The sequence below is a fragment of the Austwickia chelonae NBRC 105200 genome (genome assembly GCF_000298175.1).
GTDB lineage: Bacteria > Actinomycetota > Actinomycetes > Actinomycetales > Dermatophilaceae > Austwickia > Austwickia chelonae.
Map to the genome: position 1 here is coordinate 39,675 of NZ_BAGZ01000005.1, position 19,802 is coordinate 59,476.

18 protein-coding genes are annotated in these 19,802 nt (G+C 67.2%); 12 read left to right on the forward strand and 6 right to left on the reverse strand.

What is annotated here, in order from left to right:
• The first annotated feature begins 42 nt into the window (after positions 1-42).
• Positions 43-894, forward strand: coding sequence for an undecaprenyl-diphosphate phosphatase (locus tag AUCHE_RS03465; RefSeq protein WP_006501887.1), 852 nt, complete (start codon positions 43-45; stop codon positions 892-894).
• A gap of 115 nt (positions 895-1,009) precedes the next feature.
• Here the strand turns inward: AUCHE_RS03465 and corA are convergent, their stop codons facing one another.
• Positions 1,010-1,984: a magnesium/cobalt transporter CorA gene (gene corA, locus AUCHE_RS03470; protein WP_006501888.1), complete on the reverse strand. Its 975-nt coding sequence runs from the start codon at positions 1,982-1,984 to the stop codon at positions 1,010-1,012.
• Positions 1,985-2,065: 81 nt separating this feature from the next.
• Here corA and AUCHE_RS03475 point away from each other — a divergent pair, with 81 nt between their 5' ends.
• Genes AUCHE_RS03475 through mshC form a run of 4 tightly spaced genes read left to right on the forward strand, consistent with a single transcriptional unit; the run spans position 2,066 to position 5,529 of the window.
• A complete protein-coding gene (locus AUCHE_RS03475) occupies positions 2,066-2,779 on the forward strand; it encodes an MSMEG_4193 family putative phosphomutase (RefSeq protein ID WP_006501889.1) in 714 nt (237 codons plus the stop codon).
• 34 nt (positions 2,780-2,813) lie between these two features.
• Entirely contained in the window at positions 2,814-3,383 is a 570-nt protein-coding gene (locus AUCHE_RS03480; RefSeq protein ID WP_006501890.1) for a DUF3090 family protein, read from the forward strand.
• Positions 3,311-4,222, forward strand: a complete 912-nt coding sequence (locus AUCHE_RS03485; protein ID WP_006501891.1) for an SCO1664 family protein — start codon at positions 3,311-3,313, stop codon at positions 4,220-4,222. Before AUCHE_RS03480 ends, AUCHE_RS03485 begins: the two co-directional genes overlap by 73 nt.
• 35 nt (positions 4,223-4,257) lie before the next feature.
• On the forward strand, positions 4,258-5,529 hold the full coding sequence (gene mshC, locus AUCHE_RS03490) for a cysteine--1-D-myo-inosityl 2-amino-2-deoxy-alpha-D-glucopyranoside ligase (RefSeq protein WP_006501892.1): 1,272 nt from the start codon (positions 4,258-4,260) through the stop codon (positions 5,527-5,529).
• 77 nt (positions 5,530-5,606) lie between these two features.
• On the opposite strand, the gene AUCHE_RS03495 is transcribed toward mshC, so the two are convergent.
• A complete protein-coding gene (locus tag AUCHE_RS03495) occupies positions 5,607-6,455 on the reverse strand; it encodes a PAC2 family protein (protein WP_006501893.1) in 849 nt (282 codons plus the stop codon).
• Between the two features lie 155 nt (positions 6,456-6,610).
• Here AUCHE_RS03495 and metH point away from each other — a divergent pair, with 155 nt between their 5' ends.
• On the forward strand, positions 6,611-10,171 hold the full coding sequence (gene metH / locus AUCHE_RS03500; RefSeq protein WP_006501894.1) for a methionine synthase: 3,561 nt from the start codon (positions 6,611-6,613) through the stop codon (positions 10,169-10,171).
• Positions 10,168-10,926 carry an HAD family hydrolase gene (locus AUCHE_RS03505; protein ID WP_006501895.1) on the forward strand — a complete coding sequence of 253 codons (759 nt, stop codon included), beginning with the start codon at positions 10,168-10,170 and terminating at the stop codon, positions 10,924-10,926. Before metH ends, AUCHE_RS03505 begins: the two co-directional genes overlap by 4 nt.
• On the opposite strand, the gene AUCHE_RS03510 is transcribed toward AUCHE_RS03505, so the two are convergent.
• On the reverse strand, positions 10,869-11,675 hold the full coding sequence (locus tag AUCHE_RS03510; protein ID WP_040321515.1) for a RecB family exonuclease: 807 nt from the start codon (positions 11,673-11,675) through the stop codon (positions 10,869-10,871). The two genes, AUCHE_RS03505 and AUCHE_RS03510, sit on opposite strands and share 58 nt — an antisense overlap.
• A gap of 135 nt (positions 11,676-11,810) precedes the next feature.
• On the opposite strand from AUCHE_RS03510, the gene AUCHE_RS03515 reads away from it, so the two are divergent.
• The 4 genes from AUCHE_RS03515 to AUCHE_RS03530 are packed head-to-tail and all read left to right on the forward strand — an operon-like array spanning position 11,811 to position 16,508.
• Positions 11,811-13,010, forward strand: coding sequence for a M50 family metallopeptidase (locus AUCHE_RS03515; protein ID WP_006501897.1), 1,200 nt, complete (start codon positions 11,811-11,813; stop codon positions 13,008-13,010).
• A gap of 11 nt (positions 13,011-13,021) precedes the next feature.
• The gene (locus AUCHE_RS03520; RefSeq protein WP_006501898.1) at positions 13,022-14,095 is read left to right on the forward strand and encodes a tRNA (adenine-N1)-methyltransferase; all 1,074 of its coding nucleotides are present in this window, start codon (positions 13,022-13,024) and stop codon (positions 14,093-14,095) included.
• Positions 14,092-15,801 (forward strand): proteasome ATPase, encoded by a 1,710-nt coding sequence (gene arc / locus AUCHE_RS03525; RefSeq protein ID WP_081578118.1) that lies wholly within the window; start codon positions 14,092-14,094, stop codon positions 15,799-15,801. The genes AUCHE_RS03520 and arc overlap by 4 nt, the downstream gene beginning before the upstream one ends.
• A complete protein-coding gene (locus AUCHE_RS03530; RefSeq protein ID WP_006501900.1) occupies positions 15,798-16,508 on the forward strand; it encodes a peptidyl-tRNA hydrolase in 711 nt (236 codons plus the stop codon). Before arc ends, AUCHE_RS03530 begins: the two co-directional genes overlap by 4 nt.
• A gap of 95 nt (positions 16,509-16,603) precedes the next feature.
• Here the strand turns inward: AUCHE_RS03530 and AUCHE_RS03535 are convergent, their stop codons facing one another.
• Together AUCHE_RS03535 and AUCHE_RS03540 are read right to left on the reverse strand one after the other, a co-directional pair.
• Positions 16,604-17,032 (reverse strand): DUF3054 domain-containing protein, encoded by a 429-nt coding sequence (locus AUCHE_RS03535; RefSeq protein ID WP_006501901.1) that lies wholly within the window; start codon positions 17,030-17,032, stop codon positions 16,604-16,606.
• Positions 17,029-18,039, reverse strand: a complete 1,011-nt coding sequence (locus AUCHE_RS03540; protein WP_006501902.1) for a ribose-phosphate diphosphokinase — start codon at positions 18,037-18,039, stop codon at positions 17,029-17,031. Before AUCHE_RS03540 ends, AUCHE_RS03535 begins: the two co-directional genes overlap by 4 nt.
• Positions 18,040-18,222: 183 nt before the next feature.
• Between AUCHE_RS03540 and AUCHE_RS03545 the strand changes: the two genes are divergently transcribed.
• Positions 18,223-18,792: a TetR/AcrR family transcriptional regulator gene (locus tag AUCHE_RS03545; protein ID WP_006501903.1), complete on the forward strand. Its 570-nt coding sequence runs from the start codon at positions 18,223-18,225 to the stop codon at positions 18,790-18,792.
• Here the strand turns inward: AUCHE_RS03545 and AUCHE_RS03550 are convergent.
• On the reverse strand, positions 18,780-19,799 hold the full coding sequence (locus AUCHE_RS03550; RefSeq protein WP_143114858.1) for an alpha/beta hydrolase: 1,020 nt from the start codon (positions 19,797-19,799) through the stop codon (positions 18,780-18,782). The two genes, AUCHE_RS03545 and AUCHE_RS03550, sit on opposite strands and share 13 nt — an antisense overlap.
• Positions 19,800-19,802 lie beyond the last annotated feature (3 nt).

The following is a 19,802-nucleotide window of genomic DNA, read 5'->3' on the forward strand; positions in this document are numbered from 1 at the left end:
CGGGGTGGAGAGCGTGCCGCAGCATCGAGCGAGAGGCCATTCGTGGAACTGACCTATGTCCATGCCGTGATCCTGGGGATCGTCGAGGGAATCACTGAGTACCTGCCCATCAGCTCCACCGGCCATCTCACCGTCGTGGAGAAGATGATGGGTCTGCAGATCGACGACCCGGCGGTCACCGGTTACACCGCGACCATCCAGATCGGTGCGATCGCGGCGACCCTGGTCTTCTTCTGGGGCAAGATCTCACGCTTGTTCTTCGCCTGGGTCGACGGTATCCGTGACGAACGTGCGCGGGACAACCAGGACTGGACGCTCGCCTGGGCGGTCATCATCGGTTCGTTGCCGGTGGGGATCGTCGGTTTCCTGGGCCGCAAGGTGATCTCCGGGTCGCTGCGTTCATTGTGGGTCGTGGCTGCGGCGCTGGTGCTGTGGAGCATCGTGATGTGGGTCGCCGAGATGCGGCACGACCAGGACGTCCGGGAGGGCACCCAACGGGCCGAGGACGATGTGACGATCCGCGACGGGATCATCCTGGGTGTCGCGCAGTGTTTCTCCCTGGTGCCTGGGGTGTCCCGGTCGGGGGCGACGATCTCAGCAGGTCTGTTCACGGGGTTGAACCGTGTGGTGGCCACCGAGTTGTCCTTCTTCATGGCCATCCCGGCGCTGACCGCTGCCGGTCTGTACGGACTGAAGGATGTCGACTTCGCTGTCGTCCCGCTCGGTCCGATGATCGTGGGCATCGTGGTGAGCTTCTTCGTCGCCTACGCCTCGATCGCCTGGCTGTTGCGTTTCGTGGCCTCGAACTCCCTGAAGGCCTTCGTCTACTACCGGGTGCCGGCCGGTCTGCTGCTGGCCGCGGCGGTGGGCGCGGGGTGGATCTCCGCGACCTGATCCTCCCTCCCGGTTCGACCGGCGGCGCCTTCCCCATGTCGGGGGAGGGCGCCGCTGTCGTATGCGTGGGGTGCTCGGTGATCGACCGGTCTGCGGGGGCGATCCCGGATCTGGGTCACAGCCATTTGGCGCGGCGGAAACGGATGTACATCAGCAAGCAGGACAGGATCATCACCGCGACCACGATGTGATAGCCGTAGTGGGTTTCGAGTTCGGGCATGTTCTTGAAGTTCATGCCGTAGATGCCCGCGATCATCGTCGGCACGGCGGCGATGGCCACCCACGCGGAGATGCGACGCATGTCCTCGTTCTGCCGTAGACCCTGTTGAGCCAGGTGGGTGGAGAAGATGTCACCGAGCAACCGGTCGTAGGACTCGGCGTGTTCACAGACCTGGACGAGGTGGTCCAGGACGTCGGCGAAGAACGGACGCAGCTCGGTCGGCACGAAGGACGCTTCGGACCCCAGGAGATTCCGCATCGGGGTCACCAGGGGGAGCGCGCCCCGTTTGAACTCCAGGATCTCGCGTTTCAACTTGTAGATCTGGGTGCCCAGCGCGGCTTCGTCGTGGGCGAAGACGGCTTCCTCGATGTCCTCCAGGTCACGTTCCAGCTCGACGTCGATGGTCCGGTAGGTGTCCACGATATGGTCGATGACCGCGTGCATGACCGCCACCGGGCCGAAGGACAGCCGTTCGGGCCTGCCTTCCAAACGTTGGCGGACACCGGCGAGGGGATTGGCCTCCCCGTAGCGCACCGTCAACACGAACCGGTCTCCGACGAACATCATCAGCTCCCCGGTTTCGACATCGCTGGTGCGTTCGATGTACCGCAGTGTCTTCAACACCACGAAGGTCGACGTCTCGTAGATATCGACCTTGGGCCGTTGGTTGCCGTGCAGGGCGTCCTCCACCGCCAACGGGTGCAGACTCAACTCGTCGTCGTACTCGGCGAACTCCTCGTCGGTGGGATCTTTCAACCCGATCCACAGGAAATCCGAGGTGCCGGAGGCCCGCAACTCCTCCAGCTCGTCGCTGGGGTCGCCACATTCATATCTGACACCATCGCGATAGACGGCTTTATCCACGATCACCAGGTCATTCTGAACCCTCTAGGCGCCCAGGAACGCCCGGATGCGTCGGCGGACCGAGCCCCGCGCCGTACGATGACAGCCATGGCGACAGTCCTGCTGGTCCGGCACGGGCGTACCACGGCCAATGCCGACGGCATCCTGGCCGGATGGTCACCCGGTGTCGAACTCGACGAGCACGGCCGCGAACAGGTACGTTCCCTCGCCGGACGGCTCGCCGACATCCCCCTGGCCCTGGTGGCCACCAGCCCGTTGACCCGCTGTCGACAGACCGCCGACCTGGCCTTCGCCGGACACCCCGCAGAACGACGGGTGGACGAACGGCTGGGGGAGTGCCGATACGGGGCCTGGACCGGTCGAGCTCTGAGCGAACTCACCGACGAACCGCTCTGGCGCACCGTACAACGCCACCCCAGCGCGGCACGCTTCCCCCGGAGCGACGACTACGACGCGGAATCCCTGCGGGACATGTCGGCTCGTGCCGTCGCCGCAGCCCGCGAACTCGATGCCCTCGTCGAGGCCGAACACGGACCCCACGCCATCTGGGCCGCGGTCAGCCACGGCGACGTCATCAAAGCGATCCTCGCCGACGCCGCAGGCTGTCCCCTCGACCTCTTCCAACGGTGGCAGGTCGACCCAGCCAGCCTGTCCGTCGTCCGCTACACCCCCGACCGGCCCTTCCTCGTCCGCGCCAATGACACCGGACGGCCCTGGACACCCCCGACCGGCCCCGCCACCGACAGCGACGCCGTCGTCGGCGGCGGCCCTGGGGCACCCCCGCCGGCAGCGCATCCATAGGACACCACCGCCGTCGGGCCGTTATCGTCGACCTATGGCGCTCATCTCCTACGATCCACCCGAGCGATTCATCGTGGGCACGATCGGACCCACCGGACAACGCGAATTCTTCCTCCAAGCCAGCGACGGACTGCGCACCACCTCCGTCGGTGTCGAAAAGACCCAGGTGTCCGTCCTCTCCGACCGGGTCAACGATCTGCTCGACGAGTTCGCCGGGAGCTCCGCCAGTGAACAGGCCGCCCAGCTCTTCACCGACGACGGCCCCTTGGCCACCCCCGTCGACGCCGAATTCCGCGTCGGCACCATGGGACTCTCCTGGGACACCGACACCCGCCGCCTGGTCCTGGAACTCCACGCAGTCGGCGACTCCTTCGACACCGCTGACGTCGAAGAACTCGCCGAAACAGGCGAACTCGCCGAAGACCCGGCCCTCGACCCCACCCAGATGGTCCTCCGCGTATCGATGCCCGCCGCGATGGCGCGCGCCTTCGCCCGCCGCGGACGCAAGGTCGTCGCCGCCGGGCGTCCCCAATGCCCCTTCTGCGCCGGACCCATCGACCCCGACGGGCACATCTGCCCGCGTGCGAACGGATACCGACGCTGACTCCCACCTCGGCCGGCACCACCGACCTGGCCCGGGCCGAACTCCACCTGATCGGTCGGCTCACCGAAGCCTCCAACGAGGCCTACCTGGCGGTGCTCTCCGCGCCGGAGTCCGGCAGGCGCGAACCCGTCGTCTACAAACCGGTGCGTGGTGAACGGCCGCTGTGGGACTTCCCCGAGGGCACCCTCGCCGCACGGGAGGCCGCGGCCTTCCTCGTCGACCGGGCCGCCGGCTGGGGGCTCATCCCCGAGACGGTGCTGCGCGAAGGTCCCGTCGGTCCCGGATCGGTCCAACGGTGGATCGGCCCGCTCCCCGGCGAGGACGATGGAGGACTCTCCGCCGACGAAGACGCCCCGGTACGTCTCTTCCCCGAAACGAATTTCCCCGGGCAGGGGTGGCATGCCGTCCTCCACGCGACCCTGCAGGACGGCACCCCCGTGGTCGTCAGCCACGCCGATCACCCCCGGCTGGCCGCCATGACCGTACTGGACGCCGTCCTGAACAACGCCGACCGCAAAGGAAGTCACATCCTCACCGACCGGCAGGGAACCCCCTGGGCCGTCGACCACGGACTGAGCCTCCACCAGGAAGACAAACTGCGTACCATCCTGTGGGGCTGGCAAGGAGATCCCCTTCCCACGGCCCACCGGGAACACCTACGACGTCTGCGCGCCCTCCTGGGTGAGGAAAGGACCGGCGGATTACGCCACGAACTGGCCTGCCTCATCACCGCCGACGAGATCGAAGCCCTGACCGGCCGGGTCGACCACCTCCTGGACGTCGGCACCTACCCGTCCCCACCAGGGCATCGTCACCCCGTCCCCTGGCCGCCGCTGTGAACGCCGCCCCCGCCACCTGCCGGTAGGCTTTCCCCGTGATCGCCTGGGACATCCCGCACCTGCCCGTACTCGCCGGCCACGGCCCCGAACCGACAGTGACGGACAGCCACCGCGGCCCGGTCACTCTCGATCCCGGCCCCGTGGCCCGCATGTACGTCTGCGGGATCACCCCCTACGACGCCACCCACATGGGGCACGCCGCCACCTATGTGACCTTCGACATCCTCAACCGGATCCTCCGCGACGCCGGGCACCAGGTCGTCTACGTCCAGAATGTCACCGACGTCGACGACCCCCTGCTGGAACGCGCCCACCGTGACGGCGTCGACTGGCAGGACCTCGCCCTGGCCGAGACCCAACTCTTCCGGGACGACATGAACGCCCTCCGCGTCATTCCCCCCGACCACTACGTCGGCGTCGTCGAATCCATCCCCCTCATCGAGGAACAGGTCGCCGCGCTCCTCGCCCAGGGGCACGCCTACCAGGTCGACATCCCCGCCGAGGAGAAAACCCGCGCCGGCACCCGCGGCGACATCTACCTCGACCTGGCCGCCTGCCCCGACTTCGGGGCCACCTGCGGTTGGGACGAACACCAGATGGACGAGGTCTTCGCCGACCGCGGAGGCGACCCAGGCCGGGCCGGCAAACGCGGCCGCTTCGACCCTCTGCTGTGGCGGGGAGCCCGCGGCGACGAACCCTTCTGGCCCTCCGATGGACTCGGACCCGGCCGCCCCGGATGGCATATCGAATGCACTGCCATCGCCCTGCACCACCTCGGCATGGGCTTCGACGTCCAGGGCGGAGGCACCGACCTCGTCTTCCCCCACCACGAGATGAGCGCGGTCCAGGCCAACGCGCTCACCGGACAACCGACCTTCGCCACCGCCTTCGTCCACCAGGCGATGGTCGGTTACCAAGGCCACAAGATGAGCAAATCGCGAGGAAACCTCGTCCTCGTCTCCCGGCTACGCGCCCAGGGCGTCGACCCGATGGCAGTACGCCTGACCCTGCTCGCCCACCACTACGCCACCGAATGGGAATGGCAGGACCCCGAACTGCAGACCGCCCAAGAACGACTTGCCACCTGGCGCTCCGCCGTCGCCACAGACGGCCCGCCCGCGGACACACTGCTGGAACAAGTACGACAGGCACTCGCCGACGACCTCGACACGCCTCGGGCCCTGCAGGTCATCGACGACTGGGCCGACCGTGCGCTCCGGGACGCCGACACCGGCGAGGAATCCACCGACCCGCAGGGGCCGGCCGTCCGGGATCTCATCGACGCACTGCTCGGGATCGCCCTCTGAGAAGGATCCCCTGAACAGACGCGGCGCCACGCCACGACGGAACCACCAGGGCCGGGAAGGGACACCCCACCCCGGAATCAGAATTCCTGACCGCCACGCCCCCGCAGATAACGTTCGAAATCACGGGCGATGGCATCACCCGAAGCTGCCAACGAATCCGCTGCATCCGCAGAGGTCTCCAAGTGACGGACGTACCGGGCGACGTCCTCGTCCCCCTCGACCAACTGGTCGATGTTCTCCTCCCACGCCCGAGACGCCTCCACCAGATCTCCGTGCGGAAGCTCGCAGGACAACAGCTCCTCCAACTTACGGACCAACGCCCAGATCGCCTTCGGCGCCGGCGGAGCAGCGGCATAATGCGGGACCGACACCCACACCGACGCCGACGGCACATCACGGGCGGACGCGGCATCGCCCAGGACGCCGACGATGCCCGTCGGCCCCTCATAGGTGCTCCGAGGCAGGTCGAAACGCTCCCGCACGACAGGGTCCTCCGACGTCACCGTCACCGGCAGCGGACGCCGATGCGGCGACTCGGCCAGTAAGGCACCCAGCGAGAACAACGCCTGCGCGCCGACCTCCTCCATGAAGTCCACCAGCTCGGCACTGAACGCACGCCACCGCATCGACGGCTCCACCCCGTCGATCAACACGACATCGTGCTCGAGCCCGGGCGGAGTCGCCACCAACACCGACGTCCCCGGCCACACGATCTGACGTCCACCCTCCGACCTGGTGATCCTCGGCCGATTCACCTGGAGGTCGTAGTACTCCTCCGGGTCGACCCCGGCCACACTCGTCGCCTCCCAAGCCTGGGCCAGATGTCCGATCACCGACGACGCCGCCTCCGCGGCATCGTTCCACCCCTCGAAGGCGGCAAGCACGACCGGGGAGCGCAGCTCAGGAACGTCGTCGAAGTCGATCACCCGACCAGCCTACGCAGTCCACGAAACCCGACTCGAGGTCCAGTCCCGCCCGACGGACGAAGGCACCCACGGCACACCCTCCACCGATACGATGACAAGCTCCTGACCTGCCCGGCCGAGGCCGAGGTCGTCGTCACTGCTGCGAGGAGAATCACGTGAGCAGCCGCTCCGAAGCATTCCGGGCCCTCCTGGGCCGCAAAGTCATCGTCGCCGACGGCGGCATGGGCACCATGCTGCAGGCCCAGGACCCCAGCCTGGACGACTTCCAAGGCTACGAAGGCTGCAACGAAATCCTCAATGTCACCCGGCCTGACATCGTCCGCTCCGTCCACGACGCCTATCTCGACGTCGGCTGCGACGCCATCGAGACCAACACCTTCGGCGCCAACCTCGCCAACCTCGGCGAATACGACATCCCCGAGCGGATCTACGAACTCGCCCGGGCCGGCGCCGCCATCGCCCGGGAAGCCGCCGACGCCCGAACCACCGAGAACCACCCCCGATTCGTCCTGGGCTCCATCGGACCAGGCACCAAACTCCCCAGCCTCGGCCACACCACCTACGCAGAACTGCGGGACGCCTACCAGACCTGCGCCGCCGGCCTCATCGACGGCGGCGCAGACGCCCTCCTCGTCGAGACCTGCCAGGACCTCCTCCAGGCCAAGGCCGCCGCCGCCGGATGCCGCCGCGCGCTCACCGCAGCAGGCACCGACCAACCGATCATCGTGCAGGTCACTGTGGAAACCACCGGAACCATGCTCATGGGATCCGAGATCGGCGCCGCACTCGCCGCACTCACCCCCCTGGGGATCGACGCCATCGGCCTGAACTGCGCGACCGGACCCGCCGAGATGAGCGAACATCTCCGACACCTGTCCACCTACTCGCCGATCCCGTTGAGCGTGATGCCCAACGCCGGACTCCCCGAACTCACCAAGGACGGCGCCTGCTATCCCCTCACCCCGGACGAACTCGCCGAATCCCACCGCAGGTTCGTCACCGACTACGGGGTGTCCATCGTCGGAGGCTGCTGCGGCAGCACCCCCGCGCACATGGCCGCCGTCGTCGAAGCAGTCTCCGGCATGGACGTCCCCGCCCGCCAGATCGCCCGCGAACCCTCGGTCGCCAGCCTGTACACCGCCGTACCCCTCCACCAGGACGCCTCCTTCCTGTCCATCGGGGAACGCACCAACGCCAACGGTTCCAAGGCCTTCCGCGAAGCGATGCTCGACGGACGGTGGGACGACTGCATCGACATCGCCCGCGAACAGATCCGGGACGGCGCACACCTGCTCGACGTCTGCGTCGACTACGTCGGTCGTGACGGCCGCGACGACATGAGCCTGCTGGCCTTCCGCCTCGCCACCACCAGCACCCTGCCCCTGGTCCTGGACTCCACCGAACCGAACGTCGTCCAAGCCGGGCTCGAACGTCTCGGCGGCCGGGCCGTCATCAACTCGGTGAACTACGAGGACGGCGACGGGGAGAACAGCCGCTTCGTCCGGATGATGCGGCTCGTCGCCGAACACGGCGCGGCCGTCGTCGCCCTGACCATCGACGAGAGCGGACAGGCCCGCACCACCGCCCACAAAGTCGCCGTGGCCGACCGGCTCGTCACCGCACTCACCCAGGAATGGGGGATGGCCGTCGAAGACATCATCGTCGACTGCCTGACCTTCCCCATCGCGACCGGACAGGAAGAGACCCGCCGCGACGGCATCGAAACCATCGAAGCCATCCGCGAGATCAACCTCCGCCACCCCGGCATCAGCACCACCCTGGGAGTGTCCAACGTCAGCTTCGGTCTCAAACCCGCAGCCCGCGTCGTCCTGAACTCCGTCTTCCTCGCCGAATGCGCCAAAGCCGGCCTGTCCAGCGCCATCGTCAACTCCGCGAAGATCCTCCCCGTCGCCCGCATCCCCGAAGAACAACTCAAAGTCGCCCTCGACCTCGTCTACGACCGGCGCGAGTACGACGGCGACGGACGGCTCGTCTACGACCCCCTGGCACGCATGCTCGAACTCTTCGAAGGCGTCGACTCCGCCTCCGTCAAGGAATCCCGCGCCGCCGAACTCGCAGCCCTCCCACTGGGCGAGCGCCTCGCCCGACGCATCGTCGACGGAGAACGGACCGGACTGGAAACCGACCTCGACGAAGCGCTCGCCGCAGGCACCGGACCCCTGGAGATCATCAACGACCACTTGCTCGCCGGGATGAAGACCGTCGGCGAACTCTTCGGCTCCGGCCGCATGCAACTACCCTTCGTCCTGCAGTCCGCAGAGACGATGAAAACTGCCGTCGCCCACCTCGAACCGGCCATCGAAGCCGCCACCGCCGCCACCGGGGCGACCCGCCAGGCCAAAGCGAAGATCCTCCTGGCCACCGTCAAAGGCGATGTCCACGACATCGGGAAGAACCTCGTCGACATCATCCTGTCCAACAACGGCTACGAGGTCGTCAACCTGGGCATCAAACAACCCATCAACGAGATCATCTCCGCCGCCGAAGAACACCAGGTCGACGCGATCGGCATGTCCGGGCTGCTGGTGAAGTCGACCGTCATCATGAAGGAGAACCTCGAAGAGCTGAACACCCGGGGCCTGGCCGCCCGCTGGCCCGTCCTCCTCGGCGGCGCCGCACTGACCCGCGCCTACGTCGAGACCGACCTCGCCGAGATCTATGCCGGCGAAGTCCGCTACGCCCGCGACGCCTTCGAAGGACTACGGCTCATGGACGCCATCGCCGCAGCCCGCACCGACCCGACCACCACCCTCGCCGACACCCTCCCCGCGCTACGTCCCCGCAGAGTGCCCAGACGCGCACCGGACACCACCGAGGACACCCATATCCCGGACACCACCCGATCCGAGATCGCCCGCCCCGCCCACACTCCCGAACCGCCCTTCTGGGGAACCAGAGTCGTCAAAGGCGTCAAACTCGCCGATTACGCCGCCTACCTCGACGAACGAGCCACTTTCCTCGGGCAGTGGGGCCTCAAACCCGGCCGGGGCGAAGGCGCAGGACGGGAAAGCGCCACCTACGAAGAACTCGTCGAGACCGAAGGACGACCCCGACTACGGATGTGGCTCGACCGCATCACCGCCGAGAAGATCATGGAACCCGCCGTCGTCTACGGCTACTTCCCCTGCTATTCCACCGAGAACGACCTCGTCGTCTTCGACCCCGACGACGCCGGAACATCCTTCACCGAGATCGCCCGCTTCTCCTTCCCCCGTCAACAACGCGACCGACGACTCTGCCTGTCCGACTTCTTCCGCGACCACGACGAAGCCCGCACACACGGACCCGACGTCCTGCCCCTCCAACTCGTCACCATGGGCGCACACGTCTCCGAGGTCACCGCACAGCTCTACGCCAGACACGCCTACCGCGAATACCTCGAACTCCACGGCCTGTCCGTCCAACTCACCGAAGCCCTCGCCGAAATGTGGCACGCCCGCATCCGTGAGGAACTCGGCCTGGAAAAAATGGGAGAACTACCCCTCGACCAGGTCCTCGACGTCCGCTTCCACGGATGCCGATACAGCTTCGGCTACCCTGCCTGCCCCGACCTGGAAGACCGGGCCACCCTCGTCCGCCTCCTCGAACCAGGCCGCATCGGCGTCGAACTCTCCGAAGAACTACAACTCCACCCGGAACAGTCCACCGACGCCCTCGTCGTCCACCACACGGAAGCGAAGTACTTCAAGGTATGAACCCCACGGACCCGCCCACCCCCGCGCCGGACCTGCCCACCGCGGTGCTCTGGGACTTCGACGGAACGGTGATGCACACCGAACCGTACTGGTACGAGGAAGAACGCCACCTCGTCGAGGAATACGGCGGCACCTGGACCATGGAGGACGCCCTCACCCTGGTCGGCAAAGCACTCCCCGACTCTGCCGCGCTACTGCGCGCGCACTCACCGGTGACCCTGCCCGTGCCGCAGATCGTGGACAGACTGCAGAACGGAGTCGTCGAACGGATCCGTGACCACGTCCCCTGGCGCCCGGGGGCCCGCGAGCTCCTGCACGAACTGCATGCTGCGCGGATCCCCCAGGCCCTGGTGACGATGTCGTGGCGGCCCATCCTCGACATCGTCCTGGGTGAACTCCCACCGGGGATCTTCACCGCCATCGTGACCGGCGACGCCGTCACCCGGGGAAAACCACACCCCGAGCCCTATCTGACGGCATTGACCATGCTGGGCGTGCCCTCCGCGGCGCGGCTGACGTGTGTCGCCGTCGAAGACTCCGTCACCGGTTCGACCTCAGCCGCCGACGCCGGCATTCCCACCCTGGTCACGCCGTCCGTGGAGGAGGTGCCCCCTCGCCCCGGCCTGGTCCTGTTGGACTCTCTGGCCGGGGTGCGGGCCGCCGACCTGTTGCCCCTGGCGTGCCCGGCGGTCGAGGATCACCGGGCAGGCATCGGGGGAGGGGTGCCACCCCACGCGGGACACAACGCCCGGTGATCGCACCAGTCGCACAATCGACCCGGGCTCGGCCGGAACTCGCCGGTCTCGGCCGCCCGGTCGATAGCGACGCTCAACGCCTTGATCTTCCGTTCGACCGCGCGCAGATCCTCCTCCCGAGGCTCGTAGCGCACCATCTCGCCGTTGCCCAGATAGACCAACTGCAGCAATGTCGGCAACCGGTCGTACATGCGCCACAACACCAGGGCGTAGAACTTCATCTGGAAGAGAGCCTTGCCCTCGAAGAGCGGGCTGGGTGAACGCCCCGTCTTGTAGTCGACGACCCTCATCCGCCCGTCCGGAGCGACATCCAACCGGTCGACATATCCGCGCAGGGTGATCCCGTCCAGATCCGCTTCGACATAGAGCTCACGTTCGGCCGGCTCCAATCGCACCGGATCCTCCAAGGTGAACCACCGCTCGACCAGCACCCGCGCCGCATCGAACCAGACCTGCTCGGACACCCCCTCCTCGGACGGTTCCTCTCCCTCGGACGACACCAGGACCGCCAGATCAGGCCGTTCGGCGACCAGACGGGACCACTCGCCGGGAAGCAGGGCGCAGGCCTCCTCCACCGTCCGACGCGGCGCAGGCAGGTCGAAGAGCCGCTCCAACACGGCATGCACGAGAGTCCCCCGGGCGGCAGCGGCCGACGGCGCCTCAGGCAGCCTGTCGATGGTCCGGAAGCGGTACAACAACGGGCACTGCATGAAGTCGCTCGCACGACTCGGGGACAGAGCTACAGGCATGCCTCCACTGTAGGAAGAATGTCCGACACCGCTCCGCCGGGACATCCCACCCCTCACCGACACCACGACCGGAACGATCTCCCGAGGATGATCACACCCGGAACGACCACCGGCCCTTGCCGTACTCTCGGAGCCATGTCCACCAGCCCCGAGACGAACGGCGGCCCTGGAGTCCTCGAAGGAACAGACGCCACCGCCCCCCGCCGACTGCGCCTGGGCGCCGTCGGCGGAGTCCCGGTATACCTCTCGACGAGCTGGTTCGTCATCACCGCAGTGGTCGTCCTGGTCTTCGGCCCCGACGTGGACCGTGTCCTCCCCGGCATCGGCACCGCCACCGCCTACCTCGTCGCCCTCGCCTATGCGCTCCTCCTGGCCGTCAGCGTCCTCTGCCACGAAGCCGCACACGCCGTCGCCGCACGACGGTGCGGATACGACGTCGAACAGATCGTGGTGAACCTCTGGGGCGGCCACACCACGTACACCACCGCACGCCCCTCCCCCCGAGGCAGCGCGCTCGTCGCCGTCAGCGGACCGATCGCCAACGCCCTCCTCGCCGCCGGCGGATGGATCCTCCTCCCGCTCCTCCCCCCGGGGATACCCCGCCTGCTGGGATACGCCTGGACCTTCTCCAACGCCTTCGTCGCCCTGTTCAACCTCCTCCCGGGGCTGCCCCTCGACGGCGGATTCCTCGTCGACGCCGCCGTATGGCGCTACACCGGCCGCCGCAGCGCAGGACTCGTCACCGCAGGATGGGCCGGCCGCGCCGTCACCGCATTCGCCGTGATCTGGCTGGTCCTGCGCCCGCTGCTCTCCGGGGACGAGGTCAACCTGTGGAATGTGGCCTGGTTGGCCTTCATCGGAGCCTTCCTGTGGGCCGGGGCCACCTCGTCGATCGCGACCGGAAAGGCCCTGGCCGCCGCCGAGAAGATCTCCCTGGCCGAGGTGATGCGACCGGTCGCTCTGGTCGGCGTGACAGAACCAGCGCTCGCCGTCCCCGAACGGGTGGGGCAGAGTCCCGGCGGGTCCGCCGTCCCCGTCCTGCTCGACACGGACGGGACACCTGCCGGGCTCGTCGACCCCGAAGCCTTCGGTCGGCTTTCTCCCGAGCAGGTCGCCACCGTCCCGGCCGGGGCGCTCCTGCTCACCCAGCCTCCGGGATGGTTGGCCCGGCAGGACGACGACCCGAACGGCTGCGTCGCCGCTTTCCTCCCCGCGCTGGTCTCCTCCCCGTACGGAGTGATCGTCCTGCAGGACAGCCACGGACGATGCGTGGGTGTCTTGACCTCCGGGGACGTCGAACAGGCTGTGTCCGAACCTGCCGAATCCGGCACCTAGACTTGGTGCCCATGAGCCTTCAGCCCGATGCCACACCGCCGATTCCGACGGGAGCGACCCGGTGTCGCGGCCCTTTCGCTGCGGGGGACCGGGTACAACTCACCGACCCCAAGGGTCGGATGCACACCATCACCCTGCAAGCCGGTGGCCAGTTCTTCACCCACCGGGGGAGCCTCGCCCACGACGACCTGATCGGCCGCCCCGACGGGTCCACCGCCACGAACACCAGCGGCGTCGAGTACCTGGCCCTGCGTCCCCTGCTCTGCGACTTCGTCATGTCGATGCCCCGCGGTGCCGCCGTCGTCTATCCCAAGGACGCCGGCCAGATCGTGCAGATGGCCGACATCTTCCCCGGAGCCCATGTCGTCGAAGCCGGGGTGGGCTCGGGTGCCTTGTCCATGTCCTTGTTGCGCGCCGTCGGTGACGCAGGACGGGTCCACAGCTTCGAACGGCGGCCGGAGTTCGCCGACATCGCTCGCGCCAATGTCGAGTCCTTCTTCGGTGGGACGCACCCGGCCTGGACGGTCACGGTCGGTGACCTGGTCGAGCAACTTCCCGGGCAGGTCGCTCCGGGAAGCGTGGACCGGGTCGTCCTGGACATGCTCGCCCCCTGGGAATGTCTCGACGTCGTCGCCGATGCACTCGCTCCCGGCGGGGTGCTCATCTGCTACGTGGCCACCGCCACCCAACTGTCCCGGGTCGCCGAGAGCGCCCGTTCGCACGGCGGGTTCACCGAACCGGCCGCCTGGGAGTCGATGGTCCGCGGATGGCACCTGGAAGGACTGGCGGTCCGGCCCGAGCACCGTATGCATGGCCACACCGGCTTCCTGATCACGACCCGCAGGCTGGCGCCAGGGGTGACACCGCCGCTTCGTAAGCGTCGCCCCGCCAAAGGCGCCTATGGTGGAGACGAGACGACCTCGGTCACCGACGACGCCGCACCCGCCAGCGGTACCGACGGCGGGTGGACGCCCGAAGCCATGGGCGAACGGCCGCTGTCCGACAAGAAACTGCGTCGTCTCGCCCGGAACGCCCGGGAACTGACCGGCGACCCCTCCGACATGCCAGGCCAAGGACAGGAATGACCCACAGCTCGACAGGCCCAGTGTCACCCGAACCCGGTCAGGGCTCTCCCGCAGGGGCAGGGGCGACGGTGACCGGCCTGTCGAGGAAGAACGCCGAGCTGGTGCAGGCGTTGGGAACGGTCCGTGCCCAACTGGTCGACCTGAAGAACCAGGTGCAGGCGTTGGCCGCGCCACCGTCGACCTTCGGATGCGTGGTGGCCACGCATCCGGACGGGACGGTCGACCTCGTCCACGGCGGACGCAAGATGCGGGTCACGGTCAGCCCCGACGTCCCCGCCGGCGAACTCACCCCTGGCGCCGAGGTGCGGGTCAACGAATCCCTCGCGGTGGTGGAGGCCGTCGACGACATCCGCACCGGGTCGGTGGTGACCGTTCACGACATCCTTGCCGACGGACGGTTGGCGGTCATGGTGACCGACACCGACCAGCGGATCGTCCGTCGGGCCGAGGCACTGACCGGGACTTCGCTACGCCAAGGTGACCAGGTCCTCCTGGACACCAGATCAGGTTTCGTCCACGAGATCATCCCCCGGGCCGAGGACCAGGACGTCCTCCTCGAAGAAGTCCCCGATCTGTCCTACACCGACATCGGCGGTCTGACCGGACAGATCGAACAGATCCGCGACGCGATCGAACTGCCCTATCTGCATCCCGAACTCTTCCGGGAACACCGTCTACGCCCCCCGAAGGGCGTCCTGCTGTACGGGCCTCCCGGATGCGGCAAGACCCTCATCGCCAAAGCGGTAGCCGCATCCCTGGCCCGGCAGAGCGCTGCCACCGGCCCGGACAGAAGAGCCACCGGGTACTTCCTGAACGTCAAAGGCCCCGAACTGCTGAACAAATACGTCGGGGAGACCGAAAGACACATTCGGGCGATCTTCGCCCGCGCCAGGGAACACGCCTCCGGCGGCGCCCCTGTCGTCATCTTCTTCGACGAGATGGACAGCCTCTTCCGTACCCGGGGATCCGGACGGTCCAGCGACGTGGAGACCACCGTCGTCCCCCAGCTCCTCGCCGAGATCGACGGGGTGGAACAGCTCGACAACGTCATCATCATCGGTGCCTCCAACCGGGAGGACATGATCGACCCGGCGATCCTGCGCCCGGGGAGACTCGACGCGAAGATCCATATCGACCGTCCTGACCGCGCCGGCGCGCAAGAGATCTTCGCGAAATATCTCACCCCCGACCTGCCCCTCGGAGCCGACGAACTCGCTACCGACGACCACGACCCGCGCCGAGCCGTCCACCGGATGATCACCACCGTCGTCGACGCCATGTACGCCCGTACACCGCAGAACGCCTTCCTCCACGTCACCTTCGCCTCCGGACGCGAAGAAACCCTCGACTACGCCGACCTGGCCTCCGGCGCGATGATCCGCAATATCGTCGACCGCGCCAAACGTGCCGCCGTCAAACAGGTCCTCTCCGGTGGAGAGAAAGGACTGACCACCGGGCTGCTCCTGGACGCCTTGGCAGCAGAATTCGCCGAGAACGACACCCTGCCCAATACTGCCGACCCCGACGAATGGATGAGGATCTCCGGGCTCAAAGCCGAACGGGTCATGCACATCACCCGGCTCAAGGACCACCACCTTCCCTCGACCCACGCCGCCGTCCAGACCACGACGGAATCTGACCGACATCCCGGGCACGGCCGTCACCGGCCGGTGGAAGACGTACCGGTGACTGGAGAATATCTGTGAACGAAACCCACCACGTCGAGAACGCGCCCACCCCGGAAACACCCCGCGACCCCGACGAACCCTGGGGCATGCAGTTGGCCGTGCGCTACGACAAGAACGCCCTGGCCGGTCACCGCGCCGTCTGTGAAGCCGCAGCCCAGGCTGTGGTCACCCTCCTGGCTGACGCGCGATCCCGTGGCGACGGCCCCTGGGCCGCCGAGGTCCACCATTGGCGCCGCGGCCGCATCCGTAAACTGGTCCGCCGCGCCCGCGGGGTCCGCTGGGAACGCGCCCAAGAACTTCCCGGAGTGACCGTCACCCACGACGGCGCCCAGGTCCGCGCCTTCGTCCCGATGCCGGCCCGTCCGCTCCCCAAAGCCCTGGACGATCTCCAGGTCGCCGGAACCGACTTCCCCCGCCAGGACGCCCCCCCGAGCGAGGACACCCCCGCGCCGATCACCATCGCCGTGAACCCTGGAGTGGAACTCAGCAGCGGGAAAGCCGCCGCCCAGTGCGGACACGCCGCTCAACTCGCCTGGGAACAACTCGTCCTGAGTCACGAATCAACGAAACTCCAGGCCTGGCACCGCCAGGGATGGCGCGTTCAAGTCCTCGACCAGCCCACTGCCGAGCTGTGGTCCTCCCTCGAGGACGCCCCCGTCCGGGTCATCGACGCCGGACTGACCGAAGTCGACGGACCCACCGAGACAGCGCGCGCCTTCTGGTGACATCGCAACCCTCATACCCGAGGGAAATCACACTCCGGGGGCTGTTGCTGCCCGACCATGTGGCCGGACAGCAACAGCCCCCGGGAAAAGGTCCCTCACCGGGAATAACGCCGCACCAGGATGTCTCCCAAGGCACGCCATCCCAACAGGAAAGACCCGGTGAACAACAAGGACACCACCACGAAACTGCCCTGGACACTCAAACCGGTCAAGGCCCGCAACGCCATCCCCACAGCCACCGTGGACACCCAGATGATGGTGCCGCCCAGGAGAGACCCCGGCCGTGGATGACCCCGACCGACCAGGACCGCCCAGGCCGCGACCGTACCCGCCAGGAAAGGGGACGCGGTGATCAGGAAACCGGGCAGATTCATGGTCTCGGCATGACTGATCCGCCCGATCACGGCGAACAACAGCACCAGCACGATATCCACCCCGAAGCCCGCCCACGGCACTCGGGGAGCATGCGTCGCCTCAGCGCTGGGGGCCTCGTACACGGCGTAGTCCTCCATGGTGTACTTCATCCTTCCGTCGTGCACAACGCCGCATCGTCGTAGAGGGGCAGCTGGCGTTGTGGAGATGCGTGGGCCGGGTCGACCCCGTCGAACAGACTGCTCACGGACTCACCGACATGGATGCGGGCGATGGCCTCGGCGAACAGACGCGACACGGAGCGGACCTGGAGCGTGGCGAAACTATCAGGCCGTGGCACCGTATCGGTGGTCACCACTTCGGAGATCATCGGGTGCCCGCTCAGACGATCCACCGCCTGCCCGACGAACAACCCATGGGTACAGGCAACCGAAGCCTGTGGACAACCCGCATCGGACAACCGGTCCAACAGTTCTACGATCGACCCGCCCGTAGCGATCTCGTCGTCCAAGACGATGGCCGGCCGCCCCGCGACATCACCGACGATCGAGTCGATGACCACCTTCTCGTCCGACACCCGCTGCTTGCTCCCCGCAGCCACCGGCAACCCCAACAGCCGAGCGAACAACGTGGCCTGTTTGGCATTGCCCAGGTCAGGGGAGACCACGACATGATCCTCCAGGGAACGACCCCGGAAATGATCGGCCAGGACCCCGATCGCGGTCAGATGATCGACCGGTACGGAGAAGAAACCGTGTACCTGCGGGGCATGCAACGCCATGGTCAACACCCGATGAACCCCGGCAGTGACCAACATGTCCGCCACCAGCCGACCACCCAACGAGATCCGGGAAGCATCCTTCTTGTCCGAACGCGCGTAGGCGTAATGAGGAATCACCGCGGTGATCTGCGAAGCCGACGCCCCCCGCGCGGCATCAACCATCATCAACAACTCCACGAGATGATCCTGGGTCGGCGGCACCAAAGGCTGGACGATATACACATCCCGCTGTCGACAGTTCGCCAACAACTGCGCCTGAAGACAATCGTTACTGAACCTCTTGAGATCGACCTGCGACAACGGCACACCCAGATGACTGCAGATCCGTCGCGCCAGAGGTTCATGGGCTGAGCCGGAGAAGACGATCACGTCACGCACGGGGCAAGTCCTTCGGCATCGGCGAAAAACGTAAAGTCAGCATATCGACCACATGCTCCTCCGCCACGCCAAAAAGGACAGCCGATCCAACCGGCCCCGAAGCACACTCACCGACCTCACCGAAACACACCGGACTGCCGGAGGACCCACAGAGGGTAACTTCTGAGCTGGAAGGGAAACACCATGGGAGAGAACACCACACGGCAACGCATCCAGGCCAGCGCAGGACGACTGTTCCACCAGCACGGCTACGCCGGAGTCACCATCCGAGGCATCGCCGAGGACGCCGGGGTCTCACCCGCCCTGGTGATGAAACTCTTCGGCTCCAAAGCATCCCTGTACACCATCTCCACCCCCCAGGTCGGAGCATCCACCACCGCCGAAGTACCCCTCGACGAACTCGGACACTACCTCGTCGGACGCGTCATCGCCCGCGCCCGCACCGGCGAGAAAGACCCCTGGGCCCAAGGCGTATTCCTCACCTGGCAATCACCCGAACCACGACTGGAACGAGACCGCTTCCTCGACCAAGTGGTCTCCCACGTCCGCGCACACCTGCCCGACAACCGCGACGGACACGACCGTGCCGACACCGTCACCTGCCTCCTGATCGGCCTCGCCCTGGCCCTACGACCCATGCAACTCCGCGACGACCTCGACGAACCCAGCCAACAAGCCTTCATCGACCGCTACGCCGCCCTCGTCCAGGACGTCCTCGAAGGAACACCGACCCACACCACCTACCCCAGATGACGCCCGATCTCCCGCACCAACTCCACCCGGTGGGAAAAACCACCGGACACCGCACCCGGGAAATTCGCAAACCCGTGCACCGCACCCCGATAGCGGGTACACACCACCGGCACCCCCGCGCGCGCCATCGCTGCGGCATACGATTCGCCCTCGTCACGCAGCGGATCGAACTGAGCCGTCTGCACCAGCGTCGGCGGCAACCCCTCGAGACGACCCAAAGCCGGAGAGATCCGCGGATCATGCGCCGACAAGGCATCCTCGGACACCCCCAGATAGTGCGACAGATAAGTGTCCAGATCCTCCCGCAACAGGATCGGCCCACGCGCCCGCGCCATCTTCGACGGCGTCAACCGCTCCGCATCGACCGCCGGATAGATCAACGCCTGATGCCGCAACCTCGGACCGTCCACCCCCGCCTCGGCCTCGTCCCGTAACTCCTGCGCGAGGACCGCAGCGAGATTTCCCCCGGCCGAATCACCACAGACCCCGATCCGGTCAGGATCGACCCCCAACTCCCCGGCCTGCTCCCACACCCACTGCACCACCGTGCGACAGTCGAGCGCAGCAGCCGGCGCAGGACACTGCGGAGCCAACCGGTAGTCCACACTCACCACCAGAGCACCCAACGCCTCCGCCAAGTAACCGGCCAACGGGTCGTAGGCCGCCACACTGCCCAACACCCACCCACCCCCGTGGACGTAGACCACCACCGGCAACAACTCCGACCGAACCGGCCCACCCCGCAGCCCAGGCCGGTACATCCGCACCCCGACCCGACGCCCCCGCGCATCCTCCGCGCACCCGTCGACCACCTCCACCGACGACGGCACCGAACCGGTCACCCACGACCACGGCCAGCCGGGCGGCACCGCCTGCTCCCGTGCCGACACGATCCCAGCCACGTCCATCGCGGACACCGGAGGACCCCACCACCGGGAGATCAGATCCACCGCCCTGACCCGCCACGGCAACCGGCCACCCGAACATTCCCAATCCACGGACAACACCAC